The 19,552-nt window shown below is 35.8% G+C and carries 15 protein-coding genes; 7 read left to right on the top strand and 8 right to left on the bottom strand.

The window, feature by feature from the left end:
- Positions 1–27: 27 nt before the first annotated feature.
- The 8 genes from BUC25_RS07785 to ppc form a co-directional block, all read right to left on the bottom strand.
- Positions 28–555 carry a nitroreductase family protein gene (locus BUC25_RS07785; RefSeq protein ID WP_073201300.1) on the bottom strand — a complete coding sequence of 176 codons (528 nt, stop codon included), beginning with the start codon at positions 553–555 and terminating at the stop codon, positions 28–30.
- 82 nt (positions 556–637) lie between these two features.
- Positions 638–1,708, bottom strand: a complete 1,071-nt coding sequence (locus tag BUC25_RS07780; RefSeq protein WP_073201299.1) for an ABC transporter substrate-binding protein — start codon at positions 1,706–1,708, stop codon at positions 638–640.
- A gap of 50 nt (positions 1,709–1,758) precedes the next feature.
- Positions 1,759–2,532, bottom strand: a complete 774-nt coding sequence (locus tag BUC25_RS07775; RefSeq protein ID WP_073201298.1) for an ABC transporter ATP-binding protein — start codon at positions 2,530–2,532, stop codon at positions 1,759–1,761.
- 20 nt (positions 2,533–2,552) lie between these two features.
- Positions 2,553–3,317 carry an ABC transporter permease gene (locus tag BUC25_RS07770; protein ID WP_073201297.1) on the bottom strand — a complete coding sequence of 255 codons (765 nt, stop codon included), beginning with the start codon at positions 3,315–3,317 and terminating at the stop codon, positions 2,553–2,555.
- A 318-nt stretch (positions 3,318–3,635) separates the two neighbouring features.
- The gene (locus BUC25_RS07765) at positions 3,636–4,586 is read right to left on the bottom strand and encodes a ribose-phosphate diphosphokinase (RefSeq protein ID WP_073201296.1); all 951 of its coding nucleotides are present in this window, start codon (positions 4,584–4,586) and stop codon (positions 3,636–3,638) included.
- 181 nt (positions 4,587–4,767) lie between these two features.
- Positions 4,768–5,895 (bottom strand): glycerate kinase, encoded by a 1,128-nt coding sequence (locus tag BUC25_RS07760; RefSeq protein ID WP_073201295.1) that lies wholly within the window; start codon positions 5,893–5,895, stop codon positions 4,768–4,770.
- Between the two features lie 137 nt (positions 5,896–6,032).
- Positions 6,033–6,314 carry a spore morphogenesis/germination protein YwcE gene (locus tag BUC25_RS07755; protein ID WP_073201294.1) on the bottom strand — a complete coding sequence of 94 codons (282 nt, stop codon included), beginning with the start codon at positions 6,312–6,314 and terminating at the stop codon, positions 6,033–6,035.
- A gap of 446 nt (positions 6,315–6,760) precedes the next feature.
- Positions 6,761–9,514: a phosphoenolpyruvate carboxylase gene (gene ppc / locus BUC25_RS07750; RefSeq protein WP_073201293.1), complete on the bottom strand. Its 2,754-nt coding sequence runs from the start codon at positions 9,512–9,514 to the stop codon at positions 6,761–6,763.
- Between the two features lie 381 nt (positions 9,515–9,895).
- Here ppc and BUC25_RS07745 point away from each other — a divergent pair, with 381 nt between their 5' ends.
- The 7 genes from BUC25_RS07745 to BUC25_RS07715 all read left to right on the top strand — a co-directional run bounded on the left by BUC25_RS07745 (position 9,896) and on the right by BUC25_RS07715 (position 19,538).
- Positions 9,896–10,444 carry a glycerol-3-phosphate responsive antiterminator gene (locus BUC25_RS07745; RefSeq protein WP_073201292.1) on the top strand — a complete coding sequence of 183 codons (549 nt, stop codon included), beginning with the start codon at positions 9,896–9,898 and terminating at the stop codon, positions 10,442–10,444.
- 306 nt (positions 10,445–10,750) lie between these two features.
- Entirely contained in the window at positions 10,751–11,767 is a 1,017-nt protein-coding gene (locus BUC25_RS07740; RefSeq protein ID WP_073201291.1) for a TRAP transporter substrate-binding protein, read from the top strand.
- A gap of 160 nt (positions 11,768–11,927) precedes the next feature.
- On the top strand, positions 11,928–12,416 hold the full coding sequence (locus tag BUC25_RS07735; protein WP_073201290.1) for a TRAP transporter small permease: 489 nt from the start codon (positions 11,928–11,930) through the stop codon (positions 12,414–12,416).
- A 1-nt stretch (position 12,417) separates the two neighbouring features.
- Positions 12,418–13,722, top strand: coding sequence for a TRAP transporter large permease (locus BUC25_RS07730; protein ID WP_073201289.1), 1,305 nt, complete (start codon positions 12,418–12,420; stop codon positions 13,720–13,722).
- Between the two features lie 22 nt (positions 13,723–13,744).
- The gene (locus tag BUC25_RS07725; protein ID WP_073201288.1) at positions 13,745–16,129 is read left to right on the top strand and encodes a glycoside hydrolase family 31 protein; all 2,385 of its coding nucleotides are present in this window, start codon (positions 13,745–13,747) and stop codon (positions 16,127–16,129) included.
- Positions 16,130–16,371: 242 nt separating this feature from the next.
- Positions 16,372–17,862 carry a glycerol kinase GlpK gene (gene glpK, locus BUC25_RS07720; protein WP_073201287.1) on the top strand — a complete coding sequence of 497 codons (1,491 nt, stop codon included), beginning with the start codon at positions 16,372–16,374 and terminating at the stop codon, positions 17,860–17,862.
- Between the two features lie 26 nt (positions 17,863–17,888).
- Positions 17,889–19,538 (top strand): glycerol-3-phosphate dehydrogenase/oxidase, encoded by a 1,650-nt coding sequence (locus BUC25_RS07715; RefSeq protein ID WP_073201286.1) that lies wholly within the window; start codon positions 17,889–17,891, stop codon positions 19,536–19,538.
- Positions 19,539–19,552: the final 14 nt, after the last annotated feature.

The raw sequence follows: 19,552 nt of genomic DNA, 5'->3' as shown, positions 1-19,552 counted from the left end.
AATTCTATCCATAAGTAGAAAGCTAGCTTACTGTGAAAAAGATTGATAATGAACAATATTTTCTTTTGGAATATGTTTTTTCGGTGGTTTTGTTTCGGCTGGATATCCTAGACCGATAATAGCGACAACACGACGATCGCTAGGAATATTTAACACATTACGAGCATGACCTTCCCGTCTTTCTGATTCTTCTGCATCTTCAGCATGATATATCGCACCAAAAGCACCGCACAAACCTTGATTGACAGCCTCTAACCAACAGTAGCCAGAAGCGATCGAACTATCCTGTAACCAATACTTACTTATGTCAGGTCGACCAGTTATCACTACTGCTGCTTTTGCATCCACTATCCAAGGCATAAAAGGTGTGGTGTCTTTTAATGCAATAAGTTTCTCCTGTTCCGTAACGACTATGATATCTTTTGATGGTAAGTTGTTTCCTATTGGAGCAAAATACGTAGCATCAACAACAGATTCTAAAACATCTTTTTCTATAGTTCGGTCTTGGTATTTTGTAATTTCTCGTCTATTTTTAATTGCTTCTAATACATCCATGCCATTCCTCCTTCTACCATTTTCTTCATTTTACCAAATGATAGCTGGAGATTCGAGTGAAAGAAAAAAGTAGGGAGCAGTATTATTCTTCGTATGTTCCTATGATATCAAGGGCTTCTTCTACTAATGACATATCAATAATGGTATCAAAATCCAATTCCCCTTGGATTGCCCCATTTTCTTTATAAAATTGATATTGCTTTTCTACATCGTCTTCAAAAATATAACCATTTGGATTTAAACCGGTAACCCCAACTTCTTTCCACAAATCTTCATCTTTTAAAGCTGTGTGGTTTGCCATGATAGAAATAACTTCACCATTATCATCAATATCTTTGATGAAAACATCATGGTAATCACGAACACCTTGTAAATAGGCTGCCATGAATCGAACAGCGACATCTCTGCGTTCCGTTAAAAATTTTGGGGAACCGAGAACCATTGCGATTTGTGCTTCAGGTGCATAGTCAGTCGCATCAAGGAATCGTTGATGAATTGCCTGATTTTCACCTTGGGTAATTAAGGGTTCGATTTGCAGCGCTAGATCAATTTGTTGATTTCCCATTGCTGACATCATATTACCAAAATCGCTCATTAAAACAAACTCTACTTCTTCCGTTGATACATTAGCATGCTTTAACATTTCATTGTATATATAATGATCTACCGCATTCTGAGTAGAGACAGCGATTTTTTTCCCTTTAACATCTTCGTAGTCAGTTATGTCATCTTTAAGATCCTCTCGTACGACAAAAGTAAAATAAGAACTCCCCTCATTATTATGTCCTTTATCCGCAATAAATCGTACATCTATCCCTTGTGCGATTGAATTGAAAAAGGAAGCAGAAGATATTCCTCCAGCTACGTCAACTTCACCAGCAGCAACTGCAGGAAGCATTTCATCACTATTTCCAAATGTAGCAAATTCTACTTCAATGTTATATTTTTCAAAATAACCTTTGTCTTTTGCGATATAAAATCCTGCACCTGATGCTGATCCGTCTTCGGCAATGACAACCTTTGCTGTTTCTTCTAATGGTGCTAAGGGATCTGTACTTTTAGCATTATCATTTTCATCAGACTCTGAAGATTGACAAGCTGATACTAAAATAAGAAATACAGCAGTTCCCATCATTATCAATAATTTTTTCATTGTTTTTCCCCCAATAAACTTCTTTAAAAATGAAACTCTTGAAAGAGGATTCACTTTAATCTCGTTTGTTTAACTTCGCTTTGCAGTTGCTCCCAAATATCTAAGAATATTTTCGTCATTTCAGGATCTGATCGGACTTTTTCAATTGAGCGTGGCCGATTCATTTCAATAGCTACATCCTTTATAATTTTTCCAGGTTGCGCACTCATTAATAAAATTCGATCACTTAATAATAAAGCCTCGTCAATACTATGGGTGATAAATAATACTGTTTTTCTCGTTTCTTGCCAAATGGCTAATAACTCTTCTTGTAAAATAAATTTATTCTGCTCATCTAGTGCGGCAAAGGGTTCATCCATCAGTAAAATTTCTGGATCATTAGCAAATGCACGAGCGATACTAACACGTTGTTTCATTCCTCCAGACAATTCCTTAGGATACAATCGTCGAAACTTTGATAAACCGACTTTTTGTAAATAATATTCTGTTCGTTCTTTCACAAAATCATTAGATAAATGTCTCATTTTTAATCCGAATGCCACATTTTCCTCTACCGTAAGCCAAGGGATCACACCATTTTCCTGAAACACCATAGACTGCAAAGGTTTCTTTTTATCTGTTTGATTGATGATTACGTCACCTGTGCTAGGTTTTTCCAAGTTAGCTAATATTCTTAATAAAGTGGTCTTGCCACATCCGCTAGGTCCTAACAAACAAACGAATTCGCCTTGTTTAATTGTTAAGGTAATATCCTTTAATGCTTCTATATATTTATCCCGTTTAACAAAACGTTTTGATAATTGTTCAATTTGAATTTTTGACAACTTTATCCCTCATTTCTACTTTATTTCCAGGGCAATAATTTACGTTCGAATCCTCTAAGTAACAAAGAGAAAAAGTAACCGAAAAACGAAATAAGTATTAGCCCAACATACATTTGAGGTAATAAAAATGCTTTGTAATTCATCCAAATTAAATATCCAATACCCGAAGTTGCTCCGATCATTTCAGCTGCTACAATCGTTAGTAAAGCGATCGCTTGCCCCATTTGAATTCCTTCTAGCATTACTGGTAATGAACCAGGTAAGGCAATCTTAAAGAAGAAATCCTTTGCATTTGCATGATAATTTTTAGCAACGTCTAAATAGATTCGGTCGATATTCGCTACGCCTGCAGCAGTGTTGATTGCTACTGGGAAAAAGACACTAATAGCAATTGTAATCATCTTCGAAAACTCCCCGATACCGAATAAAATCAAGATAATTGGTAACATTGCTAGTGTCGGAATAGGCATGAAAATCATAATAATTGGTGAGAAAAAGTGCCGAAAATATTTATACATCCCCATTAATAATCCAATACAAATAGCAGGAATAACGCCTAGCGCAAAACCAAGAATAATTCTAGTTAAACTTATATAAATATGTTCAAAAAGATTTCCTGATTCCGCCATTTGTATTAATGTAGTTAGGATTAATGTCGGTGCTGGAAAAAAGCGCGGGTCTAGTAAAGCATATTGTGAACATATTTCCCACAACAATAATAAAAATATGGGGGAGGAAATGGTTATTAATTGAGGCAATGATTGAGTTTTAAGTTTTTTGAACATAACACCTCTTCCTCTCTTTATCACGGTGTGAACCGTCCGTAATATCCCCACTTCTTAAAGAAGATAACTGGGATAAAAACATTTTTACACGTTTTGCTGAGCAAAGTGGGAGTCTTACTATATATGACATTATATGTGTCCGCCCAGAAGGTGTGCACATAATTAAACGATGGAAAAATTTTAAGAGAAGGGAGGTAGTGATTGGAACATAATTACAATAATGGATTCAGAAGAATATTTTCAATAATAAAACCATGCTACCTGTAGAAGGTAACATGGTTTCAATTTCATAAGAGAGTCAATACATTCCAGGACTCACTAAATATATAACGAGCTGATGGATTGTTGCTCATATAATCGTATAATTGCTTCTGCTACAACAGGAGCAACCGTCAATTGTGTAATTTTATCTAATTGTTTGTTTTCAGGTAAAGGAATCGTATTGGTAACAATTAATTCTTTTATGCAGGATTCAGCAATTTTATTCACTGCAATCCCAGAGAGTACAGGATGTGTTGAACAAGCATAAACTTCTCTTGTACCATGGTTTTTTAAGGCTTCGGCACTTGTTGTGATCCTTCGTCCAGTATCAATGATGTCATCGATAATAATTGCGGTTTTATCAGCAACATCTCCCACTATATTTATAGTAGAAGCACTGTCTCTAGGCCCTCGACGATCTACAATGGCAATAGGTGCTTTTAATTGATCGGCCAATTGTCTGGCACGAGATACACTACTGTGGTCTGGAGCAACTACCACTATATCTTCCAATTGTTTTGCTTCCAAGTAACTGCCAATAATTGGAACTGATGTAATTGGATCAACGGGTATATCGAAAAAGCCTTGTGCTTGCGGTGCATGCAAATCGATAGAAATCATCCGATTTGCCCCAGCTTTTTGAATGAGATCAGCGATTAATTTAGCTGTAATAGGTTCACGCGCACGTGATTTGCGGTCTTGACGAGCGTAACCATAATAGGGCATTACAACGTTAATAGAACGCGCAGAAGCTCTTTTTAAAGCATCAATCATGATTAACAGTTCCATAATGTGATCTTCTACAGGATCATACGTGGATTGAATAAGAAAAACGTCACAACCTCTAATACTTTCTTCGATATTAATCTGAATTTCTCCGTCACTAAATGTTTTTACAGATGACTTGCCTAAATCAATACCAATATGATGTACAATTTCTTCTGCCAATGCAACATTGGAGCTTAAAGAGAAGACTTTCAATTTGGTATTATTATATGTGTCGTTCAAGGGAAAGACCTCCTATATGTATTATCATTGTGTAACCTTCAGTAATACACTTACTTCAAGTCTTAGGTCATTAAAAAAACTAAGTGGAAATAACCACCTGATAAGCTTCTCTAACATGTCAGTTAGATTACACTAATTAAAGTCCCACTATATTATCGCAAAAAGCGACAGTGGAAACAAGTTATCTCGCTCGAATATTCTGTATTAATGCCATTATTTGTTTTGTTTGTTCTGCTAACAAAAATGATGTATTCGCCATACATTCTTCTAAGCTTAACGGACGATTAACGATGGAAAAACATCCGGCAAACTTTTGTCTTAGAGTGTGGTTATTTTTTCCTAAACTTCCAGAAAGGAGGATGGTAGGGACATTCCATTGACTAGCTAATTCCGCAACATAACCAGGTGCTTTTCCATATAAAGTTTGTTCATCGCTTTGTCCTTCACCGGTAATCGCAAAATCAGCATTTTTCAGGTGATCTTCTAGTTGAATAGATTTAGCTATCAGTGCCGCACCAGAATCAAGTTTTCCACCTAACGTTAAGAAAGCAAAACCTAAACCACCTGCCGCACCTGCACCAGGGGTATTTCTCCATTCCTGGCCGAGCGCTGTTTCTATTAAATCAGCAAAGTTATCTAATGCTCGATCATACTCAGATATTTGACTAGAAGTAGCTCCTTTTTGAGGGCCATATACAGCACTTGCCCCTAACTCACCACATAGAGGATTGTCTACGTCACAAGCAATTCGAAAATCTACTTTTTTCAAACGAGAATCTAGCTCGTTAAGATTAATAGAGTGAATATAAAGAAGGTCTTTTCCGAATTTATCTAATAGATTCCCGTCACTATCATAGGTTTTTAATCCAAGTGCTTGCAATAAGCCTAAACCGCCATCATTCGTGGCACTTCCACCTAGTCCGACAATGATTTGCTCACATCCTTGTTCAATTGCATCAAGAATGGCTTGTCCGATTCCAAAGCTAGTGGTGAGGTCAGGGTTGCGGTTTTGTGGGGGAACCTGATATAAACCAGCATGTAAGGCAGTTTCTATGATGGCAGTAGATTTGTTAATAATTGCATAATTTGTTTTGATAGAATTTCCTAAAGGACCTGAAGTGGAGATAGCTACATTTTTTCCGTTCGTAGCTGAGAGAATAGCTTCAATCGTTCCTTCACCACCGTCTGCCATTGGTTTTTTTATTATCTGATGGCTTCCTGTTTCTGCTATAGCTTGTTCGATCGTGTTAGCAACCTCTGTAGCGGAAAGACTTCCTTTATAAGAATCTGGTGCGATTACAATATTCATTTATATTCCTCCAATATTTGACGGTATTCTCACTTTATTTAAATTATACTGGAGTTACCACTTACAGACAATAAAGACCTATACATACGAAAAGGGAAACGCATTACCTGCGTTTCCCTTTAAGAAAAGTGAGTGTATTAACTATTTTGTTGGATCATTGGTCGATGTAATTTCATGGATTTACGCATCTCTAACAATATAATGGTAAATGCGATATGTCCATATATAAGATTTGCTATAAAAATACCCCATAAGTACATTTCGCCGGCAGCAATGCCAACAGTTACATACTTATAAAATACAAACCATGCTCCTAGAACAAATGGAATTTGACCAATAGCTGTTTTTTTCCAATTATCTCCCCATAATAAGATCGGAGTAAAACTAAATATCAATAAGAAAATTAATAATATATCCATATTTATCACCTCTTATATATCAACAAATTAACTGTAAGTGTTTTCAAATATAGTATATCATAAAGTTCATATTATTGTAACAATTAGTTCATAGTTTAGACACATTTTTTTGGAAACTATGTACATGAACAAACTGCGAAGTAAACAGTTGAAAATTTATTAGTCAAAGTGGTAATTTTGAAATACTTTATTTACTAGACATCCGCTCCGGCTGCCCACTTCCCTTTCCGTGGGGTTTTCCCTTCAGCTAACTTTTCCAAGCACAGATCGCTTGAAAAAGTTAGCTGAAGACGCGCCCCCTGGAAAGCGAAGTGGGCAAGCCGGAGCGGTTATTACACAGATGCCTTCATTCAAAATTACCACTTTAGTTACTTTGCAGTTTAGTTAAACAGTGATATAAAAAAGCCTTTAAGCAAATGGTTGCTTAAAGGCTTTTGGTAGTTAAATTAACCTGTGTTGCGAAGTCCTGCTGCTACTCCGTTGATGGTGAGAAGTGCTTCCATGAGAAGTTCTTCATATTTTTCACTTTCTTCACCTTCATTTCGAAGTTGTGAGACAAGTTGAACTTGCAGGAGGTTTAACGGATCAACTAGCGGGTTACGTAGTCGAACAGATTCTTTAATATTCTGTCTGTTATCCAGTAACTCATCTTGTCCTGTAATTTTTAGAACAATATCCTTTGTTTCTTTGTATTCATCAGCAAGTTGTCCAAAGATTCTACCGCTGATTTCTGTGTCTTTCATCATATTGGCATATTCTTTCGCAGTTTGAATATCTGCTTTCGTTAATGCCATCTGCAGGTTGTTGATAATAGCCTGGAAAAATGGCCAACGGTTATACATCTCCTGTAAGAATTCAAGATTACCTGTTTCATCAAGATATTTCTTAAATCCTGTACCAGCTGCATACCAAGCAGGTAATAGTTGTCTACTTTGAGTCCAAGCAAATACCCAAGGGATTGCGCGTAAATCTTCGAATCGGTCACTGCCTTTACGCTTCATTGGTCTTGAACCTATGTTTAGGTCTCCTAATTCGTGTAATGGTGTTGCTTGGTTAAAGTATTTAATAAAATCAGGATCTTCAAAGACTAATGATTGATATTTCTTCAATGCATATTCAGAGATGACACTCATTGCATCCACTTCTTTTTGAGATGGTTGCATGTTCGCATAATCATCACTTAATCCCATAATTCCAGTTAAGAGAGTAGAAGTAGCTTGTTCTAAACTACGATAAGCAATATCTTCTAATAAATAACGTGAAGATAATACTTCTCCTTGTTCGGTAATTTTTACTCCATCACCTAAAGTTACGGCTGGTTGTGATAATAAACTAGAATATAATGGTCCACCACCACGACCAAGTGATCCGCCACGACCATGGAAGTATTTTAATTTAACTCCATAGTTGGATGAAATGTCATGAATTTCTTGTTGTGCTTTATAGAGCACCCAGTTAGCAGTAATATTACCGCCATCTTTACTACCATCAGAATAACCAAGCATGATTTCTTGCAAGTCTCCACGAGCTTCAAGATGCTTTCTGTATAACGGTATATCAAATAACTTCTTAACCATTTCAGGACCATTTTTCAAATCATCAATGGTTTCTAATAATGGAGCTACATGAATGCGGCTTACTACTCTTCCATCTGGATACACGCGATAGAGTCCAACTTCTTTTGCTAGTACTAGCACTTCTAACAAATCACTGACATTGTTTGTCATACTGATTAAATACACTTCAATTGCACGCATTCCAAAAGTATCTTGAGCACTTTTAATCATGCGGAATGTATCAATGACTTCCTGTGTTTCTGGTGAGAATTCATCATAAATTGAGATCATTGGACGTGGGTTTTCTAATGATGAAACAAGTGTCTTTACTTTCTCATCTTCGTCTAATGATTTGTAATTGTCCGCGATGTTTACTTTATTATATATTTCCGTCAATGCAGATTCATGTTCACCACTATGATTACGCACATCTAATGATGCTAAGTGGAAACCAAATAAATCGACTTGGCGAATTACTTTTCGTAATAATTTCACTGGATTTTGTTTTGGGTGATGCATCATCATACTCTCACGAATCAAATTTAAATCTGCTAATAAATCTTCTGATATCGCATAACCACGTTCATCATCTTGCTCCGTATATTCTAATTTCTTTAGCATAAGTGATAATTTCACACGATATACTTCGTCTTCTTTATGCCAACCATTACAATTTAATTCTTGACGATCTTTCTGAATAGATTCTCTTATTTCATTACTTACTTCGACTTTTGAGTCCGAATGGCTAAGTCGATTTTGTAGTGTCCCTATGGATTCTTTATATTTCTTAAGTACGAGTTCTCGATGACGCTTTAATGTATTATAAGTAGTAGTAGCTTTTACATTAGGGTTACCATCACGGTCACCACCAATCCATGAACCGAAACGTAGGAAAGAAGGGATATTCCATCTTTGATTATAATTCTCATATAATAAATCTTCTAAATCATCGTGAATTTTTGGTAAAACATCAAATAAAACACGATCAAAATAGTATAAACCGTTGGAAACTTCTTTCATAACAGACGGTTTTTTCTGTCTAATTTCCTGAGTCTGCCATAAAATCGTAATTTCATTAGCAATTCGTTCTTTTATTAATTTTTTCTCATAACGTGTGTAAGAATAATCCCAAGATGTTAATAAACGAGCTATTCTTTTGTGAATTTGCAGAATCGTTCTTCTTGTTGCTTCTGTTGGGTGAGCAGTCATAATAAGTTCCAATGATAATTTACCTAAAAGTTCTGTCACTTGTTCTGGTGAGATATTGTTATCTATTAGTTGTTTAACGCCCGCTTCAAGTGAACCAGGTTGGATAATGTTCGCATCTTGTGCTTGATATTCACGACGTCTTCTTGATCTGTAATTTTGTTCTGCAATATTTAGTAGGTGAAGATGGATGGAAAATGCGCGAATAACATTCTTTCTGAATCCAGGCTCTAATTGATTAATTTTCTCTTTTATTTTTTCTTGTGTTTTTTCCTCTTTTGTTTCTCTAACCTCTTTAGAAAGTATACGAATTTCTTTCACTGCACTTAACAGTTTTTCGCCACCTTCGTGTAGCAGTACATCATCTAAAATTTTGGTTAGGTATTCGACATCTTTTAATAAGGATACATTTGATCTTTCCTCTGACGTTGTTGTCATTGTGTCCCACTTCCTTTCAAAGTTTTAATTTGATAAGATGTTTGCTTGATGATTCATTTGTTTGTGTCATTCATTGAATGTTTAGATTAGAGCATCTTATAACTACATTAGATTTTTTGGCTGGAATTGGTTAGAGGACGTAAACAGAACAATCGATTCTAAAATTGTCAGAAAGAATCGAAAAACATTAAAATGCGACATAAAAAAGACACATAACCTATCATAACATGATTTTTAAAAAATGAATAATGATTTCTCTTTGATGTCTTAATAGTCTGAAAATCATGTATTATATAGAGTGTAATACCCATACTAAACTAATTTTATGCTAATTTAGCGATATTCGCAAATGTCTTTAACATAGATGAGAGGAGAGACTAAATGATGAAGGTGGAAGGAGTATTACCTGCTGTACGGAAAATAAAGGATTTTGAAAAAATACTAAAAAGTGATCATCCCTTAATTATAATTTTAGAAACAAGGGTGGCACAATTGCCACAAATCGTTAGTTATGCTCGGAAATTTCAAAAGAAAATATTTGTACATGCCGACTTGATCAATGGTTTAAAAGTAGATCAATATGGAATGGAGTTTTTGATACGTCATGTGAAAGTGGATGGGATTATCTCAACAAGAGCAAATGTGATTGCGATGGCTAAAAAAAGTAATATTGTAGCAATTCAACGGTTGTTTGCGATAGATAGCTCGGCACTCGAAAAAAACATTGAATTAATTAAAAAAACGAAACCAGATTATATAGAAGTTTTACCAGGAATTATCCCTTCCGTTATAAATGATATTGCAGAACAGACGGGAATTCCGGTAATAGCTGGGGGATTGATTAAAACAGAAGCGGATATTGAACAAGCGCTTAATAGTGGTGCTATCGCCATTACTACGTCAAATGAGAATTTATATAGTTTAAAATAAAAATGGATAGTAAAAATTACTTAGTATATGCGCGAATTTTTAAATTTTTTGTAGAAAAATAACTTAAGTTGGTTGACAGCGTTTTAGTTATTGTATATTATTGTCGTACAAGTTCATAATATTTATTGCGGAGAAAACGGAGATCCAAACTATACAAGGTATGCGGTTAAATAAAAATAATTGCGCTTACCTTCATTTAGTCATGGGTCTTTTTTTGCGTCTGAATTTGGAGGTGGATCGTTTATAAGGGGTAATTAGTTTGTTGAGTCACTAAATAAAATAAGAAAATATTCTAGGAGGACAACAATGAAAAAACAATTAGTTGGAATTTTGATTTTGTTAATCGGTTTATTAGTAGCATGTGGAAGCAACGAGTCATCAGATGAAAGTAATGAAAGCGAATCAGGAAGTGAAACTAGGGAATTAAGATTAGCACATAATTTGAGTGAAGATCACCCGATTCATCAAGCATTAACAACATTTGTAGAAAGCGTAGAAGAAAAAACAGATGGTAATACTACTATTGAAATATTTCCGAATGGTGTGTTAGGTTCTGAATCGGAGGTATTAGAACAAGTACAAAATGGTAGTGTTCAAATGACAAAAGTAAGTGCAGGGGCTTTAGAATCGTTTTCGGATGAATTTGCGGTTTTCTCATTACCTTACATTTTTACAAGTAACGAGCATTATCGAAATGTAATGGAATCAGATGTTGTAGAAGATATTTATCAATCAACTGCAGATAATGGTTTTGTGGGTTTTTCTTACTTTGATTCCGGTGCACGTAGCTTTTATACAGTGGATACACCAATTGAAACACCAGAAGATTTAGAAGGTTTAAATATCAGAGTAATGGATAGCCAAACTGCAATTGATATGGTGGATTTATTAGGAGGTACACCAACTCCATTAGGCTATAACGAAATTTACACATCTTTACAGCAAGGTGTTATTGATGGTGCTGAGAGTAATCCTACTGCCTTAACAACAGGACAGCATGGCGAGGTTGCTAAAAACTTCTCCTATTCTGAACATACAAATATTCCAGATATTTTAATTGTAAGTACAGATTTATGGGATAGCTTATCAGAAGAGGAAAAAACAGCCTTTAATGAAGCAGCAGATGAAACAAGAAAAGAACATACGGAACTATGGAATAAAGCCCTTGAAGAAGCTGTTACCGAAGCAAAAGAAATGGGTGTTGAATTCAACGAAGTAGATAAAGAACCGTTTATTGAAGCAGTACAACCGTTACATGAGGAAATGAAAAAAGACGAAAAATTAGCTGAAATTATTGATGCAATTAATGAACTTGATCAATAATTTTTGAAAAATAGAGACGCTCTTTTCGAGTGTCTCTATTCATACATTTATTTTGTGAAGTTGGATAGAACTAGATTAAAGGATTTTGGCGTTCAGTTAGAGTGACAGAAAGTTAGTTCTTTTAATGATAAATCATAACAAAAAAAGGAGAATATACTCCATGTTGGTAGATAAAATAAAAAAGGTGTTGGACCGTACAATTTTAATAGTCGCTTCCTTCTTATTAGTTGTTCTGGTATTAGGAGCTCTTTGGCAGGTTTTTACTCGTTATGTTCTGCAAAATCCAAGTACATTTACGAATGAATTGTTAGGGTTTTTATTAGTGTGGACGTCTCTTTTAGGGGCTTGTTATGCTTTTGGATCAAATAAACATTTAGCATTAACGTTTGTTACTAATAAATTATCAGGTAGCAGAAAATTAATCATTACTATTATTAATGACCTTTTCGTCGTATTTTTTGCTGTTGTTATTTTGTTGCAGGGTGGTATCGATGCAGTAAACACAACAATGGCTCAAACTACGCCAATACTAGGAATACAAAAAGGAATTGTTTATACAATTTTACCGATCAGCGGCGTGCTTATTATTTTGTACAAATTATTAAACGTAAAAAATTATTTCCAAACTAATCAGGGAGAAGGTGAATAAGGTGGATACCAGTTTATTAGCAACAATCGTATTATTTGGATCCTTTTTTATTATGTTAGTGATAGGTGTGCCTATCTCTGTTGGAATCGGAATTTCTTCCTTATTAGCGGCATTAACTTTAGTACCTTTAGATATTATTACGTTTACTGCGGCGCAAAAGTTATTTGAAGGTATAGATAGCTTTACACTTCTTGCCATCATCTTTTTTATGTTATCTGGCAGTATCATGAACAATGGTGGGATTGCTATTCGATTAATAAACTTAGCAAAACTTTTTGTTGGTCGAATGCCTGGTTCTTTAGCCCATACGAATGTTGTAGGGAATATGTTATTTGGATCTATTTCAGGTTCAGCAGTAGCTTCTGCAGCAGCAATCGGTAGTGTAATGACGCCGCTGCAAAAAAAGGAAAAATATGACCCGTCCTTTTCTGCTGCTGTAAATATTGCATCTGCACCGACAGGGTTGTTAATTCCGCCTACCACAGCTTTTATCGTTTATTCATTAGTAAGTGGTGGTACATCAATCTCAGCACTATTTATGGCAGGATATTTACCTGGTATTTTAATGGGGTTATCGATTATGATCGTTGCCTATTTCATCGCAAAAAAAGAAAAGTATCCGATAGCAGATAAGGTCACGTTTAAACAAGGTCTTAAAGTAGTTTTTGACTCACTTCCAAGTCTTTCTTTAATCGTCGTGGTTATTGGAGGGATTGTAGCTGGGATTTTTACTGCAACAGAAGGTGCAGCAGTTGCTGTTTTATATTCTGCAATTTTAGCTGCGTTCTATAGAGAAATTAAAATATCAGATTTCCCTATTGTTTTAAAAGATACGCTAGTGATGACTGGTATTGTGCTATTTTTAGTTGGAGCATCTTCTATTATGTCATGGGTAATGGCCTATGCAGGAATTCCACAGCAAATAACAGATTTATTACTTTCGATATCTGATAATCCAATCATTATTTTGCTTTTAATGAACATCATTTTATTAGCAGTTGGGATCTTTATGGATATCACGCCAGCAATTTTAATTTTTACGCCTATTTTTCTACCAATAGCAACGAATATAGGAATCGATCCTGTTCATTTTGGTGTAATATTAATATTTAACTTATGTATTGGAATAACAACACCACCTGTTGGTAGTGCTTTATTCGTAGGTAGTAGTGTTGCAAATGTTTCCATTGAATCTGTAATAAGACCATTGTTTAAATTATATATTCCGATGGTAATAGCATTATTGTTAGTTACGTATTTTGAGTGGATCAGTTTATTAATCCCAAGATTATTCGGGTTAATGTAATGAAAAAAAGTGAGGTTTAAAGATGATAAAAGATGTACATTTCCAAGTAGATACCGTTGAAAATAATACAGTAACATTGAAATCAAATGAAATAGAGGCACACGTATATATATTAGAAGAAGATGTTTTTAGAGTGTTTATCCCCAAAGAGGATCACCCACTTTTAAAACGAACATGGACAATTACTCCTGGTGCTGAAGATGTAAGTGCAGAAGGTCGTGAAAAATCGGATTTATCTCCTTTTTCTTTACCAGCTTTTGAGATCGTTCGAGGAGAGAAAGAAGTAGAAATTTACACCAATCGATTACGAGTTGTAATTGAACTAGCAGGATTGAAATTCCAGTGGTTTACGAAGGTGAACAATCAATGGATCAATATTGCAAATGACAGAAAGACTCAAAATTATAATTTTAACGATAGTTTAGGGACTGGTGTTTATCATTATTTGGAAAGAGATAAACAGGATAATTATTATGGTCTAGGTGAAAAAGGTGGTCCCTTTAATAAAGTTGGAAAACGATATCGAATGAAAACGATCGATGCTATGGGCTATGATGCGGAAAATACGGATCCGTTGTATAAGCACATTCCTTATTATATAACTTATAATGAACAAACAGAGATTGCTTACGGATTATATTATGATAATTATAGTGATTCCGTTTTTGATTTGGGAAATGAATTAGACAACTATCATGGTTTGTACCGATATTATCATGCCGCAAAAGGCGATTTAGATTATTACTTCATACTTGGCCCACGCGTGAAGGAAGTAGTTGAATCCTTTTCCAAGCTTACTGGTAAAACGATTATGCCACCAAAATGGAGTCTAGGTTATTCTGGATCGACAATGACTTATACAGATGCTCCAGATGCTCAGGAGCAATTAAAGAAATTTGTGGATTCGTGTAAAGAATTCGATATACCTTGTGATTCATTTCAGTTATCTTCCGGCTATACAAGCATTGGAGACAAACGATACGTATTTAATTGGGATTATTCAAAAATACCATCACCAACGAATATGATCGATAATTTTCATGAAAATGGCATCAATTTATGTGCCAATATCAAACCAGTATTGTTAAAGGACCATCCTTTATACGATGAACTAGCTGAAAAGAATTTTTTCATTAAGGCAAACGATTCGGATCAACCTGAAATTTCGCAGTTTTGGGATGATATTGGATCCTATTTAGATTTCACAAATAAAGAGGCATTTGATTGGTGGAAAGCAAAAATCAAAGAACAACTATTTTCATTTGGAATCGACTCGACATGGAACGACAATAACGAATATGAAATTTGGGATGAAAGAGCGAAAGCAGATGGGTTTGGCAATACAATCCCTGTAAGCTATATCAAACCAATTCAAACGATGCTGATGATGAAGGCATCATATGAAGCACAGCGAGAATTTTATCCGAACACAAGACCATATCTAATATCACGTTCCGGTGCAGCAGGAATGCAAAAGTATGTGCAAACATGGTCAGGTGATAATTTCACGGAATGGAAAACGATTAGATATAATATCAAAATGGGCCTCAGCTTAAGTATGAGTGGTGTCTATAATTTTGGGCATGATGTCGGTGGATTCTCAGGTAAAGCACCTGATCCGGAATTACTGATCCGTTGGATTCAAAATGGTATTTTCCATCCGCGCTTTACGATTCATTCCTGGAATGAGGACAAAACAGTTAACGTACCATGGATGTATCCAGAATACCTAGATTTGATCCGTGGATTAATGAAAGAGCGCGTGAAGTGGATTCCTTTTATCTATCAAACTGTACACCAAGCCCATAAAGATTATAAACCAATATTGACACCAACCCTTTATCATTTTGATCAGGATAAATCGACTTTCGCAGAGAATGATGATTTCTTATTAGGGGAGAAACTCTTAATTTGTAATGTAGTGGAACAAGGTGCAACTGAGCGAGACGTATATTTACCTGAAAATCAGCACGGCTGGTATGAACTTGATTCAGATCAATATTACGAGGGTGGCACAGACTTAACTGTTGAAGCACCTTTAGATAAAATTCCAATGTATGCTCAGGCTGGGTCGATTTTACCAATTAGAGATGGGGAAATAAGCTTTAACGATAACAAAGAGGAACGCGGTTTGTTATTATTTCCTTTCCGACATACTGGTGAAATAGAGGAATGGATCTATGAAGATGATGGAAATACAATGAATTATCAAGATGGAGAATATACGTACATTAAGGTGAAAATGGCATGTGACGAGCAATTAGTCGATATTAAGACTGAAATAGCTGGAGACTATAAGCTTCCATTTGATCAAGTTACATTACATTTACCTAAGACAGAGCAACGAACTATAAAAGTAAATGATAAGCTTCACGATAATCAACATAAAATTGTGGTAGAACTTTAATCATTTTTCACTGATTCGGATTGACAATAATGGAGATTTTGTAATACGATAAACATATACTACAAGTTAAAAAATGTGCCGGAGACAAGGAGTCCACACAGCTACGTATATATTCTTCATTATTATCGGAGAATATAACAAGTTGTGTGGATTTTTTTATACATCAAATGACCAAAGTATTCTCACATATCGTTTCGTCTTCTGGTTAGTTGGGAAATGTTTTTAAAAAGAGGAGGGTTCTTATGGAGAAATTCATTTTATCGATTGATCAAGGTACGACAAGTTCGAGAGCAATCATATTTAACCAAAAAGGAGAAATTGTAGAGGTAGCTCAAAGAGAGTTCGAACAATTTTTTCAGAACTCAGGCTGGGTGGAGCATGATGCAAATGAAATTTGGACATCTGTTTTAGCATGTATTGCTGAAGTAATCAGAAAAGCGGATATCGAAGCTTCACAAATTGCTAGTATTGGTATCACGAATCAGAGAGAAACAGCAGTGGTATGGGATAAAGATTCTGGTAAGCCAATCTACAAGGCGATTGTTTGGCAATCACGACAGACAGAGGATATTTGCCGAGAATTGAGAGAACAAGGCTACCAGGATACGTTCCGTCAAAAAACAGGTTTACTCGTGGATGCATACTTCTCTGGAACAAAAGTAAAATGGATTTTGGATCATGTGGAAGGTGCAAGAGAAAAAGCAGATCAAGGAAAATTACTATTTGGAACCATCGATACATGGCTTATTTACAAGATGACTGGTGGCAAAGTTCATGTGACAGATTACTCGAATGCTTCAAGAACATTAATGTATAACATCTATGAACTCAAATGGGATGACGAGCTGTTAGACATTCTTGGTGTACCAAAGAGTATGCTGCCAGAAGTAAGATCGTCTTCAGAAGTATATGGAGAAACAATTGATTACCATTTCTTTGGTCAAAATGTTCCGATTGCTGGAGCAGCAGGAGACCAGCAAGCAGCCTTATTTGGTCAAGCCTGCTTCGAAAAAGGAATGGTTAAAAATACGTATGGCACTGGTTGTTTTATGTTAATGCATACTGGGGAAGAGCCTGTTCGGTCTGATCATGGTTTGTTAACTACCTTAGCGTGTGGAGTAGACGGGAAAATTGAGTATGCCTTGGAAGGCAGTATATTTGTAGCTGGCTCTGCTGTTCAATGGTTAAGAGATGGTTTAAGAATGGTTAAATCTGCTAAAGATACTGAAAAATATGCTCGCAGAATCGAATCAACGGAAGGTGTTTATCTAGTACCAGCGTTTGTTGGTTTAGGGACGCCTTATTGGGACAGTGACGCAAGAGGTGCCATGTTCGGTTTAACAAGAGCAACAACGAAAGAACATTTCATCCGAGCCACTTTAGAATCCTTGACATATCAAACTAAAGATGTGTTAAATGCGATGATCGAAGATTCAAATACTTATGTTAAATCATTACGAGTAGACGGCGGAGCTGTTGCCAATGACTTTTTAATGCAATTTCAAAGTGATCTAGTGGATGTACCTGTCGAAAGACCTGAAGTAATAGAAACCACTGCACTAGGGGCTGCATATTTGGCTGGTTTAGCAGTAGGATTTTGGAATGATAGAGAAGAGATAAATAGTCAATGGCAAATTAATAAACGCTTTGATAGTCAGATGTCAAATGAAACTAGAATTGATTTATATAACGGTTGGAAAAAAGCAGTAGAAGCGACTAGAGTATTTAAATAACAAAATGAACCGCGGGGGCGTAATCTATGACTTTATCAAGTAAAAGACGACTAGAAACATACGATAACATAAAAACAACCTCTCTTGATATGATTATTATTGGAGGAGGCATTACAGGAGCAGGTATTGCTCTTGATGCCACCCTAAGAGGACTGAAAGTAGCAGTAGTGGACATGCAGGATTTTGCAGCAGGTACATCAAGCAGATCTACAAAATTGGTTCATGGTGGATTACGATACTTAAAACAATTCGAAGTGAAGATGGTTGCAGAAGTAGGTAAAGAAAGAGAAATCGTTTATGAAAATGGCCCACATGTTACTACTCCCGAGTGGATGATGCTTCCCTTTTACCAAGGTGGTACGTTCGGTCCTATATCTACAAATATAGGGTTACGTGTTTATGACTTTCTTGCTGGAGTGAAAAAATCGGAGCGACGTAAAATGTTTGGGCGTGAGGAAGCATTGAAGCGAGAGCCATTGTTAAAAAGTGAAGGTTTAAAGGGTGCAGGTTATTATGTTGAATATCGTACAGATGATGCCCGTTTGACGATGGAAGTTATGAAAAAGGCTGTCGAGAATGGTGCACTTGCTTTAAATTATGCCAAAGTAAAAGAACTTGTTTATGAGAATGAGCGAGTTAAAGGTGTTCAAATCGAGGATCAACTCTCAAATGAAATACATGAATTAGAAGCGAAGTATGTTATAAACGCTGCAGGTCCATGGGTTGACACGCTTCGAGATAAAGATCATTCCAAAAAAGGCAAAAGACTTCGCTTAACCAAAGGAATTCATTTGGTATTTGATGAATCTCGTTTTCCGTTAAAACAGGCTATTTATTTCGATACGCCAGACGGAAGAATGGTTTTCGCAATTCCGAGGGAAGGTAAAACATATGTAGGAACAACAGACACCGTTTATGAAGGAAACATTGCCCATCCTACCATGACGGAATCTGATCGGGATTACGTTATTCAAGCAATCGAATTTATGTTTCCTAACCTTCAAATTACGGCAGATGATGTCGAGTCTAGCTGGGCTGGATTACGTCCATTAATTTTTGAGGAGGGCAAAGATCCGTCTGAAATTTCACGTAAAGATGAAATTTTTGAATCAAACTCAGGATTAATCTCGATTGCTGGTGGGAAACTGACCGGTTACCGTAAAATGGCAGAAGACGTCGTAAATGTAATTCGCGACAAAATGGTGAAATCAGAACAAAAAGTGTTCTATCCTAGTGATACGAAACATTTACCATTGTCAGGTGGAGATGTTGGTGGATCTACAGGGTTTATCGAATATAAAAAAGAGCAATTGGCTAAAGGTATACATTTAGGGTTATCAGAAAAAGATGCGGAATTGCTTGTTCAACGATATGGATCTAATGTGCCGGTTGTTTTTGATTATTATCAGCAAGTTAAAGAAGATACGAAAATCAATCCAGTGACCAATGCGATGCTTAACTACAGTATTGAATATGAAGCGGCATGTAAGCCGATTGACTTCTTTATTCGTAGAACAGGTGCTTTATTCTTTGATATTGACAGGGTTAAACAAGAGAAAGCGGCAGTGATAGCTGAAATGGCGAAACAGTTAAACTGGTCAGATCAGGAAACAGAAAATTATACAGCAGAATTAGAACAATTCATTTACGAAGCAGTTCATCCAACAAAGTCGTGAGAGATAACATCTCA

It is taken from the genome of Gracilibacillus kekensis (assembly GCF_900143085.1).
In the GTDB taxonomy this organism is placed as follows: Bacteria; Bacillota; Bacilli; order Bacillales; family Amphibacillaceae; genus Gracilibacillus; species Gracilibacillus kekensis.
The sequence above is the reverse complement of the archived record's forward strand: the minus strand, read 5'-3'. Positions and strand labels throughout refer to the sequence as shown.

Bases quoted from the DNA above. Each gene is read 5' to 3' on its own strand.
- BUC25_RS07770 (WP_073201297.1), bottom strand. From the start codon at position 3,317: ATGTTCAAAAAACTTAAAACTCAATCATTGCCTCAATTAATAACCATT.
- ppc (WP_073201293.1), bottom strand. From the start codon at position 9,514: ATGACAACAACGTCAGAGGAAAGATCAAATGTATCCTTATTAAAAGAT.
- BUC25_RS07735 (WP_073201290.1), top strand. From the start codon at position 11,928: ATGTTGGTAGATAAAATAAAAAAGGTGTTGGACCGTACAATTTTAATA.
- glpK (WP_073201287.1), top strand. From the start codon at position 16,372: ATGGAGAAATTCATTTTATCGATTGATCAAGGTACGACAAGTTCGAGA.
- BUC25_RS07785 (WP_073201300.1), bottom strand. From the start codon at position 555: ATGGATGTATTAGAAGCAATTAAAAATAGACGAGAAATTACAAAATAC.
- BUC25_RS07740 (WP_073201291.1), top strand. From the start codon at position 10,751: ATGAAAAAACAATTAGTTGGAATTTTGATTTTGTTAATCGGTTTATTA.
- BUC25_RS07755 (WP_073201294.1), bottom strand. From the start codon at position 6,314: ATGGATATATTATTAATTTTCTTATTGATATTTAGTTTTACTCCGATC.
- BUC25_RS07745 (WP_073201292.1), top strand. From the start codon at position 9,896: ATGATGAAGGTGGAAGGAGTATTACCTGCTGTACGGAAAATAAAGGAT.
- BUC25_RS07760 (WP_073201295.1), bottom strand. From the start codon at position 5,895: ATGAATATTGTAATCGCACCAGATTCTTATAAAGGAAGTCTTTCCGCT.
- BUC25_RS07780 (WP_073201299.1), bottom strand. From the start codon at position 1,708: ATGAAAAAATTATTGATAATGATGGGAACTGCTGTATTTCTTATTTTA.
- BUC25_RS07725 (WP_073201288.1), top strand. From the start codon at position 13,745: ATGATAAAAGATGTACATTTCCAAGTAGATACCGTTGAAAATAATACA.
- BUC25_RS07715 (WP_073201286.1), top strand. From the start codon at position 17,889: ATGACTTTATCAAGTAAAAGACGACTAGAAACATACGATAACATAAAA.